Origin of the sequence: Qipengyuania marincola (assembly GCF_029688625.1) — a bacterium.
Lineage (GTDB): Bacteria > Pseudomonadota > Alphaproteobacteria > Sphingomonadales > Sphingomonadaceae > Qipengyuania.
Genome location: NZ_JARULC010000003.1, coordinates 490,445 through 512,187, shown reverse-complemented (window position 1 = coordinate 512,187; position 21,743 = coordinate 490,445). Strand labels below are relative to the sequence as shown.

Sequence of the window (21,743 nt, the reverse complement as noted above, 5' to 3'; positions counted from 1 at the left end):
CTTTGCAACCGAGGATAGTCCGAATGCCGAAGCTGATCGTCACCACCCGCGAAGGCGACACCTCCGAAATCGAGGTCGAGGACGGCCTGACCGTGATGGAGGCCATTCGCGACAACGGCTTCGACGAACTGCTGGCCTTGTGCGGTGGCTGTTGTTCCTGCGCGACCTGCCACGTCCATGTGGATGCCGCCTTTGCGGACAAGCTGCCCGAGATGAGCGAGGACGAGGACGATCTGCTCGAATCCACCGAGCATCGCGAACCCACGTCCCGCCTGTCTTGCCAGATCCCCTTCACCGCAGAGCTCGACGGGCTGAAGGTTACTATCGCGCCTGAAGATTGATGTTGTTTGCGCGGTCGAGACCCTGCGCCTAACTCGCAGACCATGACCACAATTCCCGTTCGCGAGCATACGCTCGACCTCATCGGCAACACCCCGCTCGTGCGTCTCGAGGGGCCAAGTGCCGAAGCTGGCTGCGACATCTACGGCAAATGCGAATTCGCCAATCCCGGCGCCTCGGTGAAGGACCGGGCCGCGCTCTACATCATTCGCGATGCGGAGGCGCGCGGCGAACTGCAACCCGGCGGGACAGTGGTCGAGGGGACGGCCGGGAACACGGGCATCGGCATCGCGCTGGTGGCCAATGCGCTGGGCTATCGCACGATCATCGTGATGCCGGACAACCAGAGCCGCGAGAAGATGCAGACGATCCGCGCGCTGGGCGCCGAACTGGTGACGGTGCCGCCGACCAAATATGCCGATCCCAACCACTTCCAGCACGTCTCGCGCCGGATGGCGGAAGAGACGGAGGGCGCGATCTGGGCGGGCCAATTCGACAACACCGCCAATCGCAAAGCGCATATCGAGGGTACGGCGAAGGAGCTGTGGCAGCAGCTGGAGGGCCGGATCGACGGATTCACTTGCGCTGCCGGAACCGGCGGCACGATCGCCGGGGTCGGCATGGGCCTCAAGGAATTCGACGAGAACGTGTGTATCGCGCTGACTGATCCGCATGGGGCGGCGCTCTACAATTATTTCGCCAATGGCGAGCTCAAGGCCGAGGGATCTTCGGTGGCGGAGGGCATCGGGCAGGGGCGCATCACCGCCAATCTCGAAGGCGCACCGATCGACACGCAGTTCCGCATTTCGGATGAGGAGGGGCTCGTCTGGGTCCGCCGCCTGTTGCGCGAGGAGGGGCTGTGCCTTGGGCTGTCGTCCGGCATAAACGTGGCCGGGGCGATTGCGCTCGGCAAGCAATTGGTGACGGAGGGACGCGAACAGCCACGTGTCGCCACCATCCTGTGCGATACCGGTTTCCGCTATCTCTCGACCCTTTACGATGCTGACTGGCTGGAGGCGAAGGGCCTGCCAGTGTTCGACTGGTTGCAGGGCGACGATTGACCGGGGCGGGCTTGCCGGCCTATCCCGAAGCTCCATGGGCCACTTCTTCGACATGAGCCGCAAGCCGGCGCCGGGCGAACTGCCCGAGGTGCCCGGCAGCAGCGCGCGGCGGGCACGCAACATCCAGCGCCTGCAGATCGGCGCGACCGGCGTGATCTTGATGATACTGCTGGTGGCGCTGGCCAGCGTGGTCAGCAACCGGGCGGCCCGCACCGATGCGACCGCCGTGCCCGAAGCCGCTCCCACGACCGAGCCGAGCGCGATGGCACCGCAAAACGACCCGCTGGTCGAAGCCGGCGTCGTGCCGGACCTGCCCGCGACACCGGTAGCCACACCGGCGGCAACGCCGTCGTCCGCTGCACCCGAGCCTGCCGGCGATGTCGATCCTGCAGAATAGGGCGGGGCTGGTCGCAGCCCTGTGCCTTGCGCTTGCAGCTTGTGGCATAGGGCCCAAGGCCGCCTCGGAAGACACGAGCAAGGCAGAACTGGCTCTCTTCTCGACCTTGCCCATCTATTGGGGAGAAGGCGGCGACCTTGCGGCGTTGATCGACGAGGCGCGCGGCCCTGACTGGGTCCGCGCGCAACTCGAATACCGATTCACCCTGACGCCGGTCGATGCGCTGGAGCCGGAAATCCTTGCGCAGTATGATCGCCTGCTGCTGGCGCAGCCGCGGCCGCTGGCACCGTCGGAGAACGTGGCGCTGGACGAATGGGTACGCGGTGGCGGGCGACTGCTCGTTTTCGCGGATCCCCTGCTCACCCGGCATAGCGAGTTTTCGATCGGAGATCGTCGGCGGCCGCAGGACGTCGTGCTCATCTCGCCCATCCTCAAGCGCTGGGGGCTGGAACTGCAGTTCGACGAGACGCAGCCCGTCGGCGAACGCTGGGTCGAAGCCTATGACGGGCAGTTTCCTGTGAACCTCCCCGGGCAATTCGTCCGCGTCGAACCGGGCGCTCCGTCCGAATGTCACGTCTCGGAGACCGGCGTGCTCGCGCAATGCCTGGTCGGCGATGGCCGGGTGACGCTGCTGGCCGATGCGGCGATCCTCGACTGGGAGGGCGAGGGCGATCCGCCCCCGCGGCGTGCTGGCTCGCTCGATAACCTGGTCGCCGCAGCGCTCGATTTCTGAGCGCGGGAATGTGCGGGAGCGAGTCGGGGAAATCTCGGGATAGCCTGCTTTTGGCGGGAAAAATGCTAGTCTTTTCAAGATCGCCATTAGCAATGCGTTAGGAATTTGCCTTGATCGTTTGCGCGAAAAATATGCCATAAAACAATAGTTTGCGGGTTTATCCCGTGAAATCCCGCAATTTTCCCTTTCATCCCCGCCGGTCCCGCGATACACCCACGGAACATTCGGACAAGGCTGTCTATGCGCGCATCGCCCGCAAGCGATGCAGCTCGCCCACACGTGTGGGCGAGGGGGAGGAAGTCATGTCCGAGGGGGATGTCGAACGCGAGATCGGGAACCGGGGTAAGTGTCTTTCGGAGGGTACAGCGGACAGGCCTATTCGCCCTCGGGCGACAAGGGCCGCTTTGTGCTTCCGCCCCTGTTCCGCAAGGCCGTAAAGGAGAGCAGCGACGGCCGCGTCCTGTGCCTGATGAAGCACCCGACGTGGAACTGCCTCGTCGGCTTCGGCCTCAGCCGCAAGGAAGAACTCGACGCCCAGCTCGACCGCGAAGAAGAGATCGCCGTTCGCGTCGGCAAGGATTTCGACCGCGACACGCGTGCCAGCCAGCTGTTCGGCTTCCTTGAGATGCCCTTCGACGACAGCGGTCGCTTCGTCATGCCCGAGCACTTGCGCAATCTCGCCGGGATCGAGGATGGCCTCTATTTCCAGGGCGGCGGACGGTTTTTCACTCTCTGGAATCCTGACGAGCTCGCCAAGATGGGCGACGACTGGGCGAGCGCCAAGGCCGCCTGCGAAAGCCTGCTCGCCGATGCAAAGGCGAAAGGCAAATGAGCGCGGCGCCCCATATTCCCGTCCTCCTCGATGAGGTGATCGACGCGCTGGACCCGCAGCCGGGCGACGTCGTGATCGACGCGACCTTCGGTGCGGGCGGCTATACGCGTGCGTTGCTCGATCGCGGCGCAATCGTGCACGCCTTCGACCGGGATCCCGATGCGATTGCTTCGGGTCGCACCTGGCGCGAGACGGGGGAAAACCCGCCGCGCCTTATTCTCCACCCGCATCGTTTCTCCGAAATGCTCGACGTCATGACATCGGCCGGGGTGGCGCGAGTCGACGGGATCGTGATGGATATCGGCGTATCGTCCATGCAGCTCGACCAGGCAGCTCGCGGGTTCGCCTTTTCGGCCGACGGTCCGCTCGACATGCGCATGAGCCAGGAGGGCGAAAGCGCCGCCGATTTCCTCAACACCGCAGACGAGGGCACGATCGCGGACGTCATCTACCAGTATGGTGAGGAGCGCCAGTCGCGCCGCGTCGCGCGGGCGATCGTGGCTGCACGCCCGTTGGAGACGACCGGCGAACTGGCAAGGGTCGTGCGCAAGGCGCTGGGCTTTAAGCCGCACGACAAGAAGGACCCGGCCACCCGGACCTTTCAGGCCATCAGAATTCACGTGAACGGCGAGCTCGACGAACTGTCCCAAGGCCTGTCGGCTGCCGAACACCTGCTGCGCGAAGGGGGGCGCCTTGCGGTGGTCAGCTTCCACAGCCTCGAAGACCGGATCGTCAAGCGCTTCCTGCGCGAGGCATCCTCAACCCCGAGCGCCTCGCGTCACGTCCCACTGGCGGCGCAGGACGATCCGGTCTTCTCTCGTGTCAGCAAGGCGATCAAGCCGGGCGAAGCTGAAATCGCCCGCAATCCTCGTGCCCGGTCCTCCGTGCTGCGCTATGCCACGCGCACGGCCACTCCTGCGCGGGAGGCCGCGTGATGGTTGCCGGGTCGCGCATGCGCCAGATCGGTTGGGCCCTGATCCTCGCGGTCTGTCTGGGACTGCTCCTTGCGCTCACCTTCAAGGTCAATGCGGTCAAGAGCGAGGTCCGCCTGACCGAGCGGCGCATCATCGCGGCGCAGCAGGAAAAAATGATGCTGGAAACCGAATTCCAGACGCGCGCCAACCAGCAGCAGCTGGCGAATTGGAACGCGGTCGAGTTCGGATACGGCCCCCCGCGGGCGGACCAGTATCTCGAGAGCGAGCGCCAGCTTGCCGCGCTCGGCACGCCGCGCGGCGTCGATGCGCCCTCGCCGGTGCGCGTGGCGCTGAATCGTCCCCCGCGCGAGGAGCAGGGCCTGCTGGCCGACTGGCTGGGAGAGGACGATGCGCCCGCCGCTCGCACGGCGCGCAACGACCGGCGCGAATTGGTGGCCGGTGATCTCGCACAGCGCCTGACCCAGCCGGTCGGCGCGGTCACGGTCGTGGCCGAGGTGGGCCAGTGAACGCCTTTTCGGGCTTCGGTCCCGCAATCGCGACCGGAGGCCGGCCCTATGGCGCGGTAAGCATGGCGGTGGCGTCGAGCCGGGTGCAGCTCGTCACTTTGCGCCAGCATGCTTTGACGATGGCGCGCTGGCGTGTGCTGTGGATCGTTCTCGCGTTCGCTTTCATCGCGCTCACGGCTTTGCTTCGCATCGGCTATCTGGGAATGTCGGATCGCTCGCTGCGTGCGGCCTCGCTGGAGGAAGCGCTACTGCCCGCGCGCGGGGAGATCACCGACCGCAACGGCATGCCGATGGCGCGCGCCTTTCCCGCCTATGCCTTGTGGTTCAACCCGACCGCCATGGGCGAAGACGGGGCGCCGTTGGTGCGCGATCCCAAGGATGTCGCGGCGCGGCTCAAGGCCATCTTCCCCGATATCGACGAGGCTCGGATCGCCGCCCAATTCGCTGCCGGCAAGCAGGGCTATATCCGTCGCCGGGTGCTGCCCGAAGAAGCGAACCGGGTACAGGAAATCGGCGAACTGGCGCTGGAAATGCCGCTGGAAAACGATCGCCACTATCCGCAAGGATCGATGGCTGCGCACGTCCTTGGCTATGTCGCAGCGGACGGCAAGGGCCGCGTCGGGATGGAGCAGGTGCTCGACGCGCAGCTGGCCGATCCGGCGACGCGCGGGACGCCGATCCCGCTTTCGATCGATGCACGAGTGCAAGGCGCGCTGGAGGACGAATTGCGCCGGGGCATGAAGCTCGTCGCGGCGCAGGGCGCAGCCGGCATCGTGCTGGACGTCGATACGGGCGAGGTGCTGGCGCTCGCTTCGCTGCCCGAATTCGACCCGAACAAGATCGACGCGCGCGGGCAGGAACTGATGTTCAACCGCGTGACCAACCAGGTTTACGAGCTTGGCTCGACCTTCAAGCCGCTCTCCATCGCGGCGGCCATCGACGCCGGCGTGGTGCGCGATTTCGGCAAGCGCTACGATGCGACACCGGTGAAGGTCGGCCGCTTCGCAATCAAGGATCTGCATCCCAAGGGCACCAGCCTGAACGTGGTCGAGACACTGATCTATTCCTCGAACACCGTCACCGCCCGCATCGCGGACGAGCTGGGCCCGGAACGCATGCGCCGCTACATGATAGACATGGGCATGAACGAGCGGCCCTATATCGAGCTGCCGGCGAAGGGTTTCCCGATCTGGCCGGGCGAGAAATGGCCGCGCCTGCGCAACATGACGGTCAGCTATGGCCACGGTATTGCGGTCACGCCGCTGCATCTTGCGAGCGCCTATGCGGCGATGGTCAATGGTGGCATCTGGCGCCCGGCGACCCTGCGCAAGCTTGAACCCGGCGAGGCGCCCCAGGGCCGCCGCGTCTTCAAGGCCTCGACTTCAAGCCGCATGCGCCAGCTCATGCGTGCGATCGCCGTTTTCGGAACCGGCAAGAATGCCGATGCCCACGGCTATCGCGTGGGCGGCAAGACCGGCTCGGCCGAGAAGCCGGGTGGCAGCGCCGGCTATCGCAAGACTGCGCTGGTTTCGACGTTCGCCGCCGCATTTCCCATGGACCGCCCGCGCTTCGTGGTCGTGACCATGCTTGACGAACCGCGCGGCACGGTGGCTTCAAGCTTCCAGCGCACGGCAGGCTGGACTGCCGCACCCATCGTCGGTCGGCTGGTCCCCCGCATCGGCCCGCTTCTCGGGGTGAGACCGGACGAAACGCGCGACGTCGACATTTCCGACATCCGCCCCCTCATCAAGGAGGCCGGCGCATGAAACTCGCCAAGCTTTGCGCTGCGGCCGGCTTGAATTGCGACGACGCCGAAGCCGAGGTGACCGGCTTTGCCATCGACAACCGCAAGGTTGCGCCGGGCACGGTTTTCGGGGCCTTCCAAGGCGCGCGGGTGAATGGCGAGGATTTCATTCCGGCCGCAATCGAGGCAGGCGCAATCGCGGTGGTCGCACGGCCGGAAGCGACCGTGACCGGAGCCGTGCACATCGCCGATGATCAGCCGCGCCGCGCATTCGCGAAACTGGCATCACAATATTACACGCCCGTGCCGGAGCATATCGTCGCAGTCACGGGGACCAACGGCAAGACTTCGACCGTCGAGATGACGCGCCAGATCTGGCGCATGACCGGCGAACGCGCGGCGAGCATCGGCACACTCGGCGTCACCACGCCAGATGAGAGCGTATCGACCGGGCTGACCACGCCCGACATCGTGACTTTCCTTGCGAACCTCAGCGGCCTCGCCCGCGAAGGCGTCACCCACGTCGCCTATGAAGCGTCGAGCCATGGCCTGTCCCAGTATCGCAACGAGGGCGTGCCCGTCGAAGCGGCGGCCTTCACCAATTTCAGCCGCGATCACCTCGACTACCATGCCAGCATGGAAGAGTATTTCGCGGCCAAGATGCGGTTGTTCGACGAGGTCGTTTCCGACACTGCGACGGCTGTCGTTTGGATGGGCTCGGGCGAAAGCGGCTGGAACGTGCGCGTCGTCGAGCACGCCCGCAAGCGCGGCCTCTCCGTGATGACGGTCGGCGAACAGGGAGCCGATATTCGCCTGACCTCGCGCGAAGCGACGCAACTGGGTCAGGTGCTGAGCGTCGAGCATGCCGGGGACGAACGCAAGATCACTCTTCCGCTGATCGGGGCCTATCAGGTGTCCAACGCCCTGTGCGCAGCGGGCCTGGCATTGGCGACCGGAAACGAGGCCTTGCAGGTCTGGGATGCGGTCGCTCGCCTGCAGCCTGTCCGCGGACGGCTGGAGCGCGCGGTCATTTCCCCCAGCGGTGCGCCGGTCTATGTCGATTACGCCCATACGCCGGACGCGCTCGAGGCGGCGGTCGCTGCCCTGCGTCCGCATGTCACGGGGCGCCTCATTACCGTCTTCGGCGCCGGCGGCGATCGGGACCACGGCAAGCGCGCGCCCATGGGCGAAGCAGCCGCCAAGGCGAGTGACCTCGTGATCGTGACGGATGACAATCCCCGTGGCGAGGATCCTGCGGATATCCGCGCGCAAGTGCTTGAGGGCGCGCCCAAGGCACGCGAAATAGGGGGGCGTCGCGAGGCCATCCTTGCCGCCATCGCCGAGGCGGGCGCGGACGATATCGTCCTGGTCGCGGGCAAGGGACACGAAACGGGTCAGATAATCGGGTCGGGAGACAACATGCGGGTTTTGCCCTTCGACGATGTCGAAGTCGCGCGTGAATGCGCGGCACAAATTGCGAGTGACCGGGCATGAGCGCGGCGATCCTGCGGCACCCGGCCTATGTCGAATGGCCCGCCGATGCGCGCGACCGCCTGCCACTCACGCTGTGGGACGCGAAGAGCATCGCCGAAGCCGTCGGTGGTAAGGCCAGCCATGATTTCCAGGTCGCCGGCGTGGAAATGGACAGCCGTGATGTCGTGAATGGCGACCTGTTCGTGGCGCTCAAGGGCGAGGCGATGGACGGGCACCGCTTCCTCGACAAAGCCTTCGCGAACGGCGCTGCCGGAGCCATCGTGGATCGTCCGGTCGACTGGCCGCATATCCTCGTCGAAGACACCACCGAAGCGCTGAAGGCGCTGGCCCGCGCGGCGCGGTCCCGCACCGAAGCCAAGATCATCGGCGTCACCGGATCGGTCGGCAAGACCGGCGTCAAGGAAGCGATCTTCGCCGCCCTCGAACGCGCCAGCCGCGGGGCGGCACACCGTTCGATCCGCAGCTACAACAACCACGTTGGCGTGCCGCTCAGCCTGGCGCGCATGCCTGCGCGCAGCCGCTTCGGCATTTTCGAGATGGGCATGAACAATGCCGGCGAGATCGAGGAACTGACCACCCAGGTCCGCCCGCATGTCGCGGTCATCACCACTATCGCTCCCGCGCATATCGAAAATCTGGGGTCGATGCAGGCAATCGCGGCGGCCAAGGCCGAGATTTTCGAAGGCCTCGAGCCGGGCGGCACCGCGGTCATCCCCACCGATACGCCGCATTACGAACAGCTCAAGCTCGCTGCCCTGCGCGCAGGGGCCAAGGTCGTGAGCTTCGGTACCGCGCGCCATGCGGACATGCGCCTGCTGGATGCCATTCCCAGCGCCAATGGCGGCAGCCTTGTGACCTGTGAATTTCCCGAGGGGCGGCTGTGTTACACGGTCGCAGAACCGGGTGAGCACTGGGTCGCCAACTCGCTCGCGGTGATGGCAGCAGTTCGTGCAGCCGGCGGCGATCTCGCCGCGGCAGGTCTCGCTCTAGCCGAGATGGGCGGCCTCAAGGGGCGCGGCGCACGCCACGGGATCGACGTGCCCGGTGGCAAGGCCTTGCTGATCGACGAAAGCTACAACGCCAATCCCGCCAGCATGCGCGCCACGCTTGCGCAGCTCGGGCAAACGCCCTCGGGCCGCCGCATCGCTGTGCTCGGTTCGATGAAGGAGCTGGGCGATTTCGGGCCGAAGTTCCATGCCGGCCTCGCCGAACCGCTGCTGGCCGCCGATATCGACTACGCGGTGCTGGTGGGCGAGGAAATGCGCACCCTCGCGCGCGAACTGGGGAAACCGCAGAGCGCCGTGCTTGGCAAGCCGATAGCATGGGCGCATTGCGAAACCGCCGACGAGGCGATCGGTTTGCTTGAGGATTTCGGCGTCGTCGCTGGCGATGCCGTGCTGGTCAAGGGCTCGAATTCGGTCGGGCTCGGACGGCTCGTGGATCATTTCACCCGCGCCGGATAGGCGCGAAGAGGCGCATTTGCTTTTTCTCCTCGCTGAGTGGTTGAATTTCGAGGGCGTTTTCAACCTCGTGCGCTACCAGACGTTCCGCGCCGGGGCGACGCTGATGACGGCGCTCGTCATCGGTCTGCTGATCGGGCCGCGCTTCATCGACATGCTGCGCGTGCGCCAGGGCAAGGGCCAGCCGATCCGCGAAGACGGCCCGCAGACGCACCTTGCAAAGCGCGGCACGCCGACCATGGGCGGGCTGATGATCCTGATCAGCCTGACGCTGGCGGTGCTGATCTGGATGGATCTGCGCAACCCGTTCATCTGGGCCTGCCTCGCGGTAACGCTGGGCTTCGGCCTGATCGGTTTCCTCGACGATTACGACAAGGTTTCCAAGGCCAGTCACAAGGGTGTCAGCGGCAAGGTCCGCCTGCTGCTGGAATTCGCGGTCGCCGGCGCGGCGAGCTACATCGTGGTCAGCCAGATCAGCACCTTCGTCTACGTGCCCTTCGTCAATGATTTCGGGGTCGAGCTGGGCTGGTTCTACTATGCCTTTGCCGCCATCGTGATCGTGGGCGCGGGCAATGCGGTGAACCTGACCGACGGGCTGGACGGGCTTGCGACCATGCCGGTCATCATCGCGGCAGGCACCTTCGCGCTGATCGCCTATCTCGTGGGCCGCGTGGACTATTCCGAATACCTCGGCATACCTTACGTCGAGGGCGCGGGCGAGCTGGCGATTTTCTGCGCGGCGATCATGGGGGCGGGACTCGCCTTCCTGTGGTTCAACGCGCCGCCAGCCGCTGTCTTCATGGGCGACACCGGATCGCTGGCGCTGGGCGGCGCGCTCGGCGCGATTGCCGTGGCGACGCATCACGAGGTCGTGCTGGCGATCGTCGGCGGGCTGTTCGTGTTCGAGGCGCTTTCCGTCATCATCCAGGTCTTCTGGTTCAAGCGGACCGGCAAGCGCGTGTTCCGCATGGCGCCGATCCACCACCATTTCGAACAGCTCGGCTGGTCGGAAAGCAAGGTGGTGATCCGCTTCTGGATCGTCTCGATCATCCTCGCGCTGATGGGCCTGGCGACGCTGAAGCTGCGATGATCATTTCGACCGCCTGGAAGGACAAACGCTACGCGGTGCTCGGCCTCGCGCGGTCCGGCCGGGCGACGGTCGAGGCGCTGCTGGCGAGCGGGGCCGAGGTCATGGCGTGGGACAGCCGCGAGGAAGCACGCGCGGAGTTCGCGGATCGTGTCGAACTGGTCGATCCGGTCGAGGCGGACTTGAGCGGTTTCGCTGGCGTCGTCGTGAGCCCCGGTGTCCCGCTCAACACGCACCCGATCAAGCCGCATGCCGACAGCTTCGGTGTGCCGGTGATCGGCGATATCGAACTGTTCGCGCAGGCGCGGACGGAACTGCCGCCGCACAAGGTTGTCGGCATCACCGGCACCAACGGCAAGTCGACCACGACAGCGCTGGTCCACCACATCCTCAAGACCGCCGGCGTGCCGACCACGATGGGCGGCAACATCGGCCTGCCGATCCTCGAGCAGGAGCCGCTACCTGAAGGCGGGGTCTATGTGCTGGAGCTGTCGAGCTACCAGATCGACCTGACTTACTCGCTCGATTGCGACATCGCGGTGTTGCTGAACATTACGCCGGATCATCTGGACCGGTACGATGGAGATTTTGAAGCTTACATACTCTCCAAGGCGCGCCTCTTCGATATGCAGTCGGCAGACAGTTCAGCAATAGTGGGCGGAAACGTCGAGGTGCATTCGCGAATTTCCGACCTCTTCGAGGCCGGCGTCATATCGCACAGAGCGCGATCCGGGTTCTCTGAACCGGATGCGAAATCGCTAGAGCAGTATCTTCCGGCGTCTCTTTCCGGATCTCACAACGCCGACAATGCGACTAAAGCAATGCTAGCTTGCGAGTTACTTGGTGTAAGTGAGCGCACGATCCTGAAGGCTTTCGCAAGTTTTCGCGGCCTCCCGCACCGCATGGAGCGTGTCGCGGAAATCTCCGGCGTCGCCTACGTCAACGACAGCAAGGGTACCAACACCGCCGCCTCGGCGCCTGCGCTGGCGGCGTTCGACAACATCCACTGGATACTCGGTGGGCTCGCCAAGGAGCCCAAAAAAGGTGAAAGTCTTCTGGGCGAGTGCGAGGCTGAACTGGGCCATGTGAAAGCCGCCTACACAATCGGTCAGGCCGGACCGGACTTCGCGACGCTGCTCGAAGGCCGCGTGCCGGTGGAGCAGTGCGAAACGCTCGATCACGCCGTGACTCGCGCCGCTAGTCACGCCGTGAGTGGCGACACCGTCCTCCTCTCGCCCGCCTGCGCCAGCTTCGACCAGTATCGCGACTTCGAGGCACGCGGCGAGCATTTTCGCGAGCTGGTAGAGGGCCTGAAATGAGCACCACCATGCAGCCCTACGTTCCCGGCAAGCGCCAGCGCGCGCATATCCCGAAGGGCAAGCTTTCGCGCTGGTCGGAGCTCAAGATCTGGTGGCGCGAGATCGATCGCGTGCTGCTGTTCCTCATCTTCCTGCTGATGAGCTTCGGCACCATCGCCGTCGCTGCTGCCAGCCCCGCCACGGCGAACCGCCTTTCGACCAGCAGCGAGACGCTCGATCCGCTGTATTTCTTCTACCGCCATATTGCCTGGCAGGTGGTCGGCCTCTCCGCGATGCTCGGCGTATCCATGCTGACCCGCGACAATGCGCGGCGGCTCGGTATCGTTCTCGCCGCCGTAATGCTGTTCTTCCTGTTCCTCGTCCCCTTCGTCGGGGTGGAGATCAATGGAGCGCGCAGGTGGATCAGGGTGGGGATGCAGTTCCAGCCCTCCGAATTCCTGAAGCCAGGATTTGCCATCGCCATGGCGTGGATCTTCGCGTGGCGCCTGCGCGATCCCAACCTGCCCGTGCTCGGCATCGCGACCGGCATTCTCGGCCTGATTGCGGCGCTGATGATGCTTCAGCCCAACCTTGGCGGCACGATCCTGTTCGCTGGCGTATGGTTCGTCATGGTCGTCCTGTCCGGCGTCGATGCCAAGCGCATCGGCGTGTTCATCGGCGGCGGTATCGCGGGGATCACGGCGGCCTATTTCCTCTACGACAACGCGCGCCACCGCATCGACAGTTTCCTCGGCGGCGGCACGGCTTACGACCAGGTGGACCTTGCCAGCCGCACGTTGCTGGCCGGCGGCTGGACCGGCGCGGGCTACGGCCTCGGCATCCGCAAGATGAGCCTGCCCGAGGCGCATACCGACTACATCTTCAGCGTCATCGGCGAGGAATTCGGCCTGCTGGCCTGCGCGGTCATCGTGATCCTGTACCTCGCCATCGTCGGCCGCGTGCTGATGCGACTGGTGGACGAGGAGGACCTGTTCGCGCTTCTTGCAGGGGCGGGCCTCGTCTCGCTGCTGGGCGGCCAGGCGTTCATCAACATGCTGGTCAATCTCCAGCTCTTTCCGTCGAAGGGCATGACCCTGCCTCTGGTCAGCTATGGCGGCTCATCGACCATCGCGGTGTGCACGACGGTCGGCCTGCTGCTTGCGGTGACGCGTCGCAATCCGTTCCTGAAAAGCCGGACCAAGGGGCTTGGCGAGTGGATGGGTTTAGGGCAGGCGGGCGCGATGAATACAGCTGCCCCGCGCCCGACGCGCGAGATTTCGCGATGACCCGTTCGAGCCGTCACTATGTCCTCGCCGCCGGCGGTACGGGCGGCCACCTGCTACCCGCCTTCGCGCTCGCGACGGAGCTGGAGCGGCGCGGCCATCACGTGGCGCTGATCACGGACGAGCGCGGGGCGGAGATCCCCGGCAAGCCCGATTTTATGCCAGCGCATGTGATTCCGGCAGGGCGCTTCGGCAAGAACCCGCTGCAATGGATCAGGGGCACGCGCGCCGTGCTGGAGGGGCGCCGCATGGCGCTGCGCCTGTTCGACAGTTTCGAGCCCAGTGCAGTCGTGGGCTTCGGTGGCTATCCGTCGCTGCCTGCGGTTCTCGCTTCCACCTCGGCGGACATTCCGACGGTGGTGCACGAGCAGAACGCAGTCCTCGGCCGGGTAAACCGCTTGCTGGCAAGTCGGGTGGAGGCCATCGCGACGGCCTATCCCGATGTCGAGCGGCTGGCCGCCAAGCACGCAGGCAAGGTCCATCTCGTTGGCAATCCGGTGCGCGCCGGCGTCCTGATCCTGCGCGACGAGCCGTTCCCGACCTTTGGCGAAGACGGGCTGCTGCGGGTTCTCGTGACCGGCGGGAGCCAGGGCGCGCGCGTGCTGTCCGAAGTGGTGCCAGACGGGCTCGCCATGCTGCCGCCGGCCCTGCGCCAGCGCTTGCAGGTGACGCAGCAGTGCCGCCCGGAGGATCTCGACGCGGTGCGCGAGCGCTATCGCAGCCATGACATTCCCGCCGAACTGGCGACCTATTTCGAGGATATGGCGACCCGCCTTGCCGATGCGCACCTGTTTATCGGCCGCGCGGGCGCCTCGACGATTGCGGAGCTGACCGCCGTCGGCAGGCCCGCGATCCTGATCCCTCTCCCTATTGCGACCGACGATCACCAGGCTGCCAACACGCGCGAAATGGTGAAGGCAGGCGGCGCACGAATGATTCGGCAGGAGCGTTTCACCGCCAAGGAACTCGCCAAGCAGATCAAGGCGCTGGCGGAAAATCCCAAGGGCCTCGACAATGCCGCCCACGCCGCGTGGAATTGCGGGCGGCCCAAGGCGGTCGAGGACCTTGCGGACCTCGTCGAGAGCTTCGGCGGGGCCGACATGATGGATGTCATCCGCGTAGGCGCAAACAATGCGCGCGGCGCGTCGCAGGGTATCCCGGCAGGGCAAGGCTCGATCAAGGAGGCGGCCGAATGAGGGGCGTTCCGACCGACATCGGCACGATCCATTTCGTCGGGATCGGCGGCATCGGCATGTCCGGCATCGCCGAGGTGATGGCCAATCTCGGCTACAGCGTGCAGGGCTCGGATATCAAGGAAAGCCCGGTGGTTGAACGCCTGCGCGACCGCGGGGTGACCGTTTCCATCGGCCACGCCCCGGAAAACGTCGACGGGGCGAGCGTGGTTGTGACGTCCACGGCGGTCAAGCGCACCAATCCCGAAGTCGCCTATGCGCTGGAGAACCGGATCCCCGTGGTGCGCCGCGCGGAAATGCTGGCGGAACTCATGCGCCTCAAGTCGACTGTCGCGGTGGCCGGCACGCATGGCAAGACGACCACCACCAGCATGATTGCCGCCCTGCTCGACGCAGGGCAGGTCGATCCCACCGTCATCAATGGCGGCATTATCGAGCAATATGGCTCGAACGCTCGCCTTGGCGACAGCGACTGGATGGTGGTCGAGGCCGACGAGAGTGACGGCAGCTTCCTGCGGCTCGACGGGACGATCGCGGTGGTCACCAATATCGATCCCGAACATCTCGACCATTACGGCGATTTCGATGGCGTGAAGGACGCCTTCGTCGAATTCATCCACAACGTGCCCTTCTATGGTGCCGCGATCCTTTGCATCGATCATCCCGAGGTGCAGTCGGTCATCGCCAAGGTGCGCGATCGCAATGTCGTGACCTACGGTTTCAATCTGCAGGCCGATATTTGCGGTGTGAACGTGCGCCCCGATGCGGGGGGGAACTGTTTCGATGTGATCGTTCGCCGGCGGGGACAGGAAGATCGGCGGATAGAGGGCGTGCGCCTGCCGATGCCGGGACGCCATAATGTCCAGAATGCGCTCGCAGCCATTGCGGTGGCCATCGAGATGGGCTGCGCCGACGATGTGATCTGCAACGGCTTCAGCCAGTTTGGCGGCGTCCGGCGGCGCTTCACCAAGGTGGGCGAAGTGCCCAGCGGCGACGGCGTGGCGACCATCATCGACGACTACGGACACCACCCGGTGGAGATCAAGGCGGTCCTCGGCGCTGCGCGCGAGAGTGCCGGCAAGGGACGGGTCATCGCGGTCGTCCAGCCGCATCGCTATACCCGCCTGCGCGACCTGATGGACGAGTTCCAGACCTGCTTCAACGAGGCCGACCTCGTTTATGTGACGCCGGTCTATGCTGCCGGCGAGGACCCGATCGAAGGCGCCGATGCGGATGCGCTGGTCGCAGGGCTGAAGGCTCGCGGGCATCGTGCCGCCAGCACGGTGGAAGACGAGAAAGCGCTTGCCGCCGAACTGGCGCGCGAATTGCGCGCTGGCGATTACGTCATCTGCCTTGGAGCGGGCGACATAACCCGCTGGGCCGCCGCCCTGCAGAACAACATTGCGCTGGCGAGCTGAGCGATGACGATGGAGCAACCCGACGACGTGTGGAACTGGGACAGCGGCATGGCTCCCGACTGCGAAGTCGACGGGGCGATGGGCACGCCGATCTCGACGGCCGGGCTGCGGGGCAAGCTGACGCAGGATGCGCCGCTGGCCAAGCTGGTCTGGTTCAAGTCCGGGGGCAAGGCGGACTGGCTGTTCGAGCCCGAAGATCTAGACGATCTGCGGCTGTTCCTCGCGCGGCTAGAAGGGGAACTACCGGTCATGGCGCTGGGCCTTGGCTCCAACCTGATCGTGCGCGATGGCGGCGTGCCCGGCGTCGTCGTCAAGCTCGGCAAATCCTTCGCCCAGATCGAAATCCAGGACGGCCACGTTGTGGCCTGCGGGGCCGGAGCGCACGGCATCCTCGTGGCCTCGACCGCGCGCGATGCCGGTGTGGCGGGCCTCGAATTCATGCGCGGTATTCCCGGCACGGTGGGCGGCTTCGTCCGCATGAACGGCGGGGCCTACGGGCGCGAGGTCGCAGACGTGCTGATCGATTGCGATGTCATCCTGCCCGAGGGCGAATTCGTCACCCTCTCGACCGCGGATCTCCAATATACCTATCGCCACTCGGCACTGCCCGATGGTGCCGTGGTCGTCGCGGCGCGATTTCAGGGCCATGCCGGCGATCCTGCGGAAATCGGGGCCGAGATGGATCGCATCGCCGAAGCGCGCGAAAACTCGCAACCCCTGCGGACCAAAACCGGCGGATCGACCTTCAAGAACCCTCCGGGAAAGAAGGCGTGGGAGCTGGTCGATGCCGCCGGTTGCCGCGGGCTCAAAATGGGCGGCGCGCAGGTGAGCGAGAAGCACACCAATTTCCTCATCAACACCGGCGATGCCACCAGCGCCGACATCGAAGAACTGGGCGAGGAAGTGAAGCTGCGGGTCTACGAGCACTCGGGTGTCGAGCTTGAATGGGAAATCCAGCGCGTGGGGCGGCCATAGGATGACGACGACCAAACTCCCGAAGCTGCACGTCGCGGTTCTGATGGGCGGCTGGGCCAACGAGCGCCCCGTCAGCCTCATGTCGGGCGAGGGCGTGGCCAAGGCGCTGGAAGAGCGCGGTCATCGCGTGACGCGGATTGACATGGATCGCAAGGTCGCGGCGCGCATTGCCGAGGCTGCACCCGACGTCGTGTTCAATGCTTTGCACGGGGTTCCGGGCGAGGATGGCACGGTGCAGGGAATGCTCGATCTGATGGGCGTGCCCTATACGCATTCGGGGCTCGCCACATCGGTGGTCGCGATCGACAAGCAGCTGACCAAGCAGGCGCTGGTGCCCCACGGTATCCCCATGCCCGGTGGACGCATCGTGAAGAGTGCGGATCTGTTCGAGCGCGACCCGTTGCCCCGGCCCTATGTGCTCAAGCCGGTGAACGAGGGCAGCTCGGTGGGCGTCGCCATCGTCACCGATGACGGCAATTACGGCAATCCGATCGCGCGCGACGCGAAGGGACCATGGCAGGGATTTTCCGAGCTGCTCGCCGAACCCTATATCAAGGGCCGCGAGATGACCGCCGCAGTGGTCGATTTCGAGGATGGCCCGCGGGCGCTGGCGGTGACCGAGCTCAAGCCCAAGAGCGGCTTTTACGACTTCGATGCCAAATATACCGACGGCATGACGGACCATGTCTGCCCGGCCGAAATCCCGCAGAACATCGAGAAACTGTGCCTCGAATATGCGTTGAAGGCCCACAAGGTGCTTGGCTGCCGGGGAACCAGCAGAACCGATTTCCGGTGGGACGAGGAGCAGGGCGAAGACGGCCTGTTCATCCTCGAAACCAATACTCAGCCGGGCATGACCCCATTCAGCCTGGTGCCCGAGCAGGCGAAGTATGCGGGCATGGAGTATGGCGAGCTGGTGGAGGCCGTGATTGCCGCGGCCTTGCGACATCATGAGGGCGGCGGCGATGGCTAAGGTCGGTCGCAAACCGCAGGGCGTTCGCCGCTCCGCCGCAGCGCGCAGCCGCAGCAACAAGGCCCGCGCCGCGCGCAAGCACACCAGTTCGATCCTCGATCGCGCAATGGCCGCCCTGCCGTTCACCGAAGAGCAGTGGCACAGGTTCTTCCTGACGGTCATCGTCGTGGCCGGCCTGGGCCTGGCCTGGATCGTCGCCAGCTATGCGGGCGTACCCGAGCTGGCGCGCGCCGAGCTGGCGAAGTCGGCTTCGCGCGCGGGCTTCGAGGTCAGCAAGGTGCGCGTTTCGGGCGTCGAACGGATGAACGAGCAGCTGGTTTACGAGCGCGTGCTGGCCCAACGCGATCGCCCCATGCCGCTGATCGAGCTGGACGAGGTGCGCGAGAGCCTGCTCGAATTGCCGTGGGTGGCCGATGCGCGCGTGTCTCGCCAGCTGCCCGATACGCTCAAGATCGATATCGTCGAGCGCCAGCCGCACGCCGTGCTTCGCAAACCCGACCGGCTGGTGCTCGTGGATGGCGAGGGGCACGAGCTTGAACCGATCAGTCGCGAGAATGCCAAGGGCAAACTGCTGATCGAGGGGCCGGGAGCACAGAAGCAGGTCGAGGATCTTGCCCACCTGCTCGACGCCGCGCCGGCCTTGAAGCCGCATATCGCCGGCGCGGAATGGGTCGGAAATCGCCGGTGGAACGTGACGTTCAACAGCGGCCAGATGCTGGCCCTTCCCGAAGGCGATGCCGGCGCTCCGGCGCTGGTCAAGTTCGCCCGCCTCGACGGGATGCATCGCCTGATCGGCGGAAAGCCCGTCGCAATCGACATGCGCGTGCCCGACCGGGTCTATCTGCGCTGTCAGGACGGACCCTGCCCGACGCAACTCGCCAGCAACGGGAGGCCCCGCTAGTGGCCGCGCCCACCCCGCGCATCACGCGCGTGTTCGGGGCAGTGAACATCGGCTCGTTTCGCGTTTCGGCCATGATCATGGGCGAGGCCGAGAATGGCGAGATGATCGTGCTGGGTTCAAGCCACCGCGCAAGCGAAGGCATCAAGCGCGGCTACGTGACCGACATGCGCGCCGCCAGCCACGCGATCCGTACCGCGGTGGAGAAGGCCGAGTCGAATGCCAACACCTCGATCTCGAGCGTCTGGATCGCCTGCGCCGGAGCCGGCCTGTCGAGCCGGATCTCGAGCGTCGAGATCGCGATCGGCGGGCGGCGGATCGAGGAAGACGACATCGAGCACCTGCTCCATGCCGCGCGCGACCATCTGCACCCCGATGGACGCATGGTGCTGCATGCCCAGCCGGCGCATTACATGCTGGATGGTGCGCATGGCGTTGCCAATCCCAAGGGCCTGCATGCCGAGGCGCTGGGCGTCGACGTGCACGTGACCTTCGCCGAAGGTCCGCCGGTGCGCAATCTGATCGAGGCGGTCCAGGGCGCGCATCTGGAGGTCGAGAGCGTTGTCGCCAGCCCGCTTGCCACCGCCTATGCTTGCCTTTCCCCCGAAGAGCGCGACCTGGGCGTGGCACTGGTCGAGATCGGGGCTCAGGTCACCAGCATTTCGGTCCATGCGGCGGGCATGCTGCTGGGGCTGCGGTCGATCCCGATGGGTTCGAACGACATTACCGACGCGCTTGCCTCGTCGCTCGGCATCAGGCGCAGCCAGGCGGAGCGGCTGAAGTGCGTATCGGGATCGGCCCTCGCGACACCGACCGATCATCGCGAGCTGATCGCGGTCGATGGTCCAGGTGACGCGCCGGACGGCCGGCTTGCCCGCGGCGCGGATGAGCAGAACCGGATCCCGCGCGCCGATCTGGTAGGGATCGTGACCGACCGGCTCGGCGTGATGAGCGGGGAAATCTCGAAAGCGCTGAAGACCATGGGCTTCGGCGGATCGAGCGGTGGCCAGGTCGTGCTGACAGGCGGCGGCGCGGAACTTCACGGCATCGCCGAATTCATGCAGGGTGCGCTGGGTCAGCCGGTGCGGATCGGCAAGCCGCCGGCCTTGCAGGGCTTGCCCGAAGGCCATGCCAACCCCGGCTTTACCACTCTGGCTGGGCTGTGTCTTTATGCCGCGCAGGACCCGGTCGACATTCGCTCGATCGGTCCCAGCTATCAGGCGACACGTCGTTATTCCGGTCTCGGACTGGTGAACCGTGTCGTACAGGCGGTGCGCGAGTACTTCTGATGCTTGCACATGCGCGGCAATCAAGCATTAGGGCCTTGTGGATAAGGCGCGTGCTTGCGCCCTTGCGCGATTCGCTTTGCGCGCAAGGTATGCCATAGTGTTATTTCAGAATTTCGACTTTCCGGGGGATACCCAATGAGCATCAATATCGGTCCGGCATCCAGCGACGACCTGCGTCCCAAGATCATGGTCATCGGGGTCGGCGGCGCTGGCGGCAACGCCATTGCCAACATGATGGAAGCCGGCATCGAGGGTGTGGACTTCATCGTCAGCAATACCGATGCCCAGGCGCTGAGCACTTCGCCTGCAGAAACCCGCATCCAGCTCGGCCCCGACATCACGGGCGGCCTCGGTGCAGGCGCGCGGCCCGAAGTGGGCAAGGCCGCAGCCGAAGAGACCGTCGAGGACATCGAGGACGCGCTCGAAGGCTGCAACATGGTCTTCATCGCGGCCGGCATGGGTGGCGGCACCGGGACCGGCGCTGCTCCGGTGATCGCCGAGGCGGCGCGCAAGAAGGGCGTGCTGACCGTCGGTGTCGTGACCAAGCCGTTCCTGTTCGAAGGTACGCGGCGCATGCGCGCGGCAGAGGCGGGCATCGACGAGCTGCAAAAGCATGTCGACACGCTGATCGTCATTCCCAACCAGAACCTGTTCCTGGTGGCCAAGGCGGAAACGACGTTCAAGGAAGCGTTCCAGCTGGCCGACGAGGTGCTGCAGCAGGGCGTTCGTTCGATCACCGACCTGATGGTGATGCCGGGCCTCATCAACCTCGACTTTGCCGATGTGCGGTCGGTGATGCAGGAAATGGGCAAGGCGATGATGGGCACCGGCGAGGGCGAGGGCGACAATCGCGCGCTCGAAGCCGCCGAACGCGCCATTGCCAACCCGCTGCTCGACGGGGTCAGCATGACCGGTGCGAAGGGCGTCATCATCTCGATCCTCGGCGGCGAAGACATGAAGCTGCTCGAAGTGGACGAGGCGGCGAACCACATTCGCGAGCTGGTGGACGAAGACGCGAACATCATCTGGGGTTCGGCCTTCAATCCCGATCTCGAAGGCAAGATCCGGGTTTCGGTCGTCGCCACGGGGATCGAGACGGACGGCTCGGCCCATTCCTCCGCACCGCAGAATTTCTCGATGAGCGACAGCCGTGCGCCCAAGCGCCCGGTGCTCGACCTGCCGAGCGACGAGGTGGACGAGGACGAGCCGTTCGAGCTGTCCGAAGGCCTTTCCGCCGAGCGCGAAGACGAGACCGCGGATACGCTGGACCTGACGGCAGAGGCGGACGACGACGCGTCCTCCGTCCTGTCCGACGATCTGGGCTATGGATCCGATGAGGACGAAGACGAGGATTACGACGACGTCGACGGCATCGTCGATCCGCTGGCCGGCCTGCGTAACGAGGATGGCGAGGTCCCTTCGCCTGCCGACGACAGCGAGTTCGGTGGCGGCTGGGCCGAAGATGCCGGGCAGCCCTCGCCGCTCGACCTTTCCGAGCCGGTGGAAGACGACGACGATGCCGGCTTCGGGGCAAGCGAGAGCCCGCTTGCCAGCAAACCCGGCAAGAAACGGCCGGTCCTGGGCGGCGGCGATGGCGACATCGATGGCGGCGCACCGGGCGACGCATCGCAGGGCAGCACGCTGTTCGAGCGGATGGCCAATCTGTCGCGCGGCGCCAACAAGCCGAGCGACGAAGAGGATGACGAGGACGAGGATGGCGACGAGGGCGGCTCGCTCAACATTCCGCGCTTCCTCGGTCGCCAGAACAACCAGTAAACCGCGGGGACCGGCGGGCCAGCGCCTGTTAAGGCGCGGCTCGGCAAGGACG

At 65.5% G+C, this 21,743-nt stretch carries 20 protein-coding genes; all 20 read left to right on the top strand.

What is annotated here, in order from left to right:
• The first annotated feature begins 23 nt into the window (after positions 1–23).
• The 20 genes from P8Q88_RS12445 (at position 24) to ftsZ (ending at position 21,691) form a co-directional block, all read left to right on the top strand.
• Positions 24–341: a 2Fe-2S iron-sulfur cluster-binding protein gene (locus P8Q88_RS12445; RefSeq protein WP_278324150.1), complete on the top strand. Its 318-nt coding sequence runs from the start codon at positions 24–26 to the stop codon at positions 339–341.
• 42 nt (positions 342–383) lie between these two features.
• Positions 384–1,400, top strand: coding sequence for a cysteine synthase A (locus P8Q88_RS12440; protein ID WP_278324149.1), 1,017 nt, complete (start codon positions 384–386; stop codon positions 1,398–1,400).
• Between the two features lie 52 nt (positions 1,401–1,452).
• A complete protein-coding gene (locus tag P8Q88_RS12435) occupies positions 1,453–1,797 on the top strand; it encodes a hypothetical protein (protein ID WP_278324148.1) in 345 nt (114 codons plus the stop codon).
• Complete coding sequence (locus tag P8Q88_RS12430) at positions 1,778–2,530, top strand: Gldg family protein (protein WP_278324147.1); 753 nt, start codon at positions 1,778–1,780, stop codon at positions 2,528–2,530. Before P8Q88_RS12435 ends, P8Q88_RS12430 begins: the two co-directional genes overlap by 20 nt.
• A gap of 346 nt (positions 2,531–2,876) precedes the next feature.
• Positions 2,877–3,362, top strand: coding sequence for a division/cell wall cluster transcriptional repressor MraZ (locus P8Q88_RS12425; RefSeq protein ID WP_278324146.1), 486 nt, complete (start codon positions 2,877–2,879; stop codon positions 3,360–3,362).
• Positions 3,359–4,297, top strand: a complete 939-nt coding sequence (gene rsmH, locus P8Q88_RS12420; protein WP_278324145.1) for a 16S rRNA (cytosine(1402)-N(4))-methyltransferase RsmH — start codon at positions 3,359–3,361, stop codon at positions 4,295–4,297. Before P8Q88_RS12425 ends, rsmH begins: the two co-directional genes overlap by 4 nt.
• On the top strand, positions 4,297–4,803 hold the full coding sequence (locus P8Q88_RS12415; RefSeq protein WP_278324144.1) for a hypothetical protein: 507 nt from the start codon (positions 4,297–4,299) through the stop codon (positions 4,801–4,803). Before rsmH ends, P8Q88_RS12415 begins: the two co-directional genes overlap by 1 nt.
• 62 nt (positions 4,804–4,865) lie before the next feature.
• The gene (locus P8Q88_RS12410; protein ID WP_278324493.1) at positions 4,866–6,569 is read left to right on the top strand and encodes a peptidoglycan D,D-transpeptidase FtsI family protein; all 1,704 of its coding nucleotides are present in this window, start codon (positions 4,866–4,868) and stop codon (positions 6,567–6,569) included.
• A complete protein-coding gene (locus P8Q88_RS12405) occupies positions 6,566–8,041 on the top strand; it encodes a UDP-N-acetylmuramoyl-L-alanyl-D-glutamate--2,6-diaminopimelate ligase (protein WP_278324143.1) in 1,476 nt (491 codons plus the stop codon). Before P8Q88_RS12410 ends, P8Q88_RS12405 begins: the two co-directional genes overlap by 4 nt.
• Positions 8,038–9,504: a UDP-N-acetylmuramoyl-tripeptide--D-alanyl-D-alanine ligase gene (locus tag P8Q88_RS12400; RefSeq protein WP_278324142.1), complete on the top strand. Its 1,467-nt coding sequence runs from the start codon at positions 8,038–8,040 to the stop codon at positions 9,502–9,504. Before P8Q88_RS12405 ends, P8Q88_RS12400 begins: the two co-directional genes overlap by 4 nt.
• A gap of 16 nt (positions 9,505–9,520) precedes the next feature.
• Positions 9,521–10,591, top strand: coding sequence for a phospho-N-acetylmuramoyl-pentapeptide-transferase (mraY, locus tag P8Q88_RS12395; RefSeq protein WP_278324141.1), 1,071 nt, complete (start codon positions 9,521–9,523; stop codon positions 10,589–10,591).
• Positions 10,588–11,907, top strand: coding sequence for a UDP-N-acetylmuramoyl-L-alanine--D-glutamate ligase (gene murD, locus P8Q88_RS12390; protein ID WP_278324140.1), 1,320 nt, complete (start codon positions 10,588–10,590; stop codon positions 11,905–11,907). The genes mraY and murD overlap by 4 nt, the downstream gene beginning before the upstream one ends.
• A gap of 8 nt (positions 11,908–11,915) precedes the next feature.
• Positions 11,916–13,172 (top strand): FtsW/RodA/SpoVE family cell cycle protein, encoded by a 1,257-nt coding sequence (locus tag P8Q88_RS12385; RefSeq protein WP_278324492.1) that lies wholly within the window; start codon positions 11,916–11,918, stop codon positions 13,170–13,172.
• A complete protein-coding gene (gene murG, locus P8Q88_RS12380; RefSeq protein WP_278324139.1) occupies positions 13,169–14,365 on the top strand; it encodes an undecaprenyldiphospho-muramoylpentapeptide beta-N-acetylglucosaminyltransferase in 1,197 nt (398 codons plus the stop codon). The genes P8Q88_RS12385 and murG overlap by 4 nt, the downstream gene beginning before the upstream one ends.
• On the top strand, positions 14,362–15,780 hold the full coding sequence (gene murC / locus P8Q88_RS12375; RefSeq protein ID WP_278324138.1) for a UDP-N-acetylmuramate--L-alanine ligase: 1,419 nt from the start codon (positions 14,362–14,364) through the stop codon (positions 15,778–15,780). Before murG ends, murC begins: the two co-directional genes overlap by 4 nt.
• 48 nt (positions 15,781–15,828) lie before the next feature.
• Complete coding sequence (murB, locus tag P8Q88_RS12370) at positions 15,829–16,755, top strand: UDP-N-acetylmuramate dehydrogenase (protein ID WP_278324491.1); 927 nt, start codon at positions 15,829–15,831, stop codon at positions 16,753–16,755.
• Position 16,756: 1 nt separating this feature from the next.
• Positions 16,757–17,728 (top strand): D-alanine--D-alanine ligase, encoded by a 972-nt coding sequence (locus tag P8Q88_RS12365; RefSeq protein ID WP_278324137.1) that lies wholly within the window; start codon positions 16,757–16,759, stop codon positions 17,726–17,728.
• Positions 17,721–18,629 carry a cell division protein FtsQ/DivIB gene (locus tag P8Q88_RS12360; protein ID WP_278324136.1) on the top strand — a complete coding sequence of 303 codons (909 nt, stop codon included), beginning with the start codon at positions 17,721–17,723 and terminating at the stop codon, positions 18,627–18,629. Before P8Q88_RS12365 ends, P8Q88_RS12360 begins: the two co-directional genes overlap by 8 nt.
• Positions 18,629–19,915, top strand: a complete 1,287-nt coding sequence (gene ftsA, locus P8Q88_RS12355) for a cell division protein FtsA (protein ID WP_278324135.1) — start codon at positions 18,629–18,631, stop codon at positions 19,913–19,915. The genes P8Q88_RS12360 and ftsA overlap by 1 nt, the downstream gene beginning before the upstream one ends.
• Positions 19,916–20,050: 135 nt before the next feature.
• The gene (ftsZ, locus tag P8Q88_RS12350) at positions 20,051–21,691 is read left to right on the top strand and encodes a cell division protein FtsZ (RefSeq protein WP_278324134.1); all 1,641 of its coding nucleotides are present in this window, start codon (positions 20,051–20,053) and stop codon (positions 21,689–21,691) included.
• The last annotated feature ends 52 nt before the right edge of the window (positions 21,692–21,743 follow it).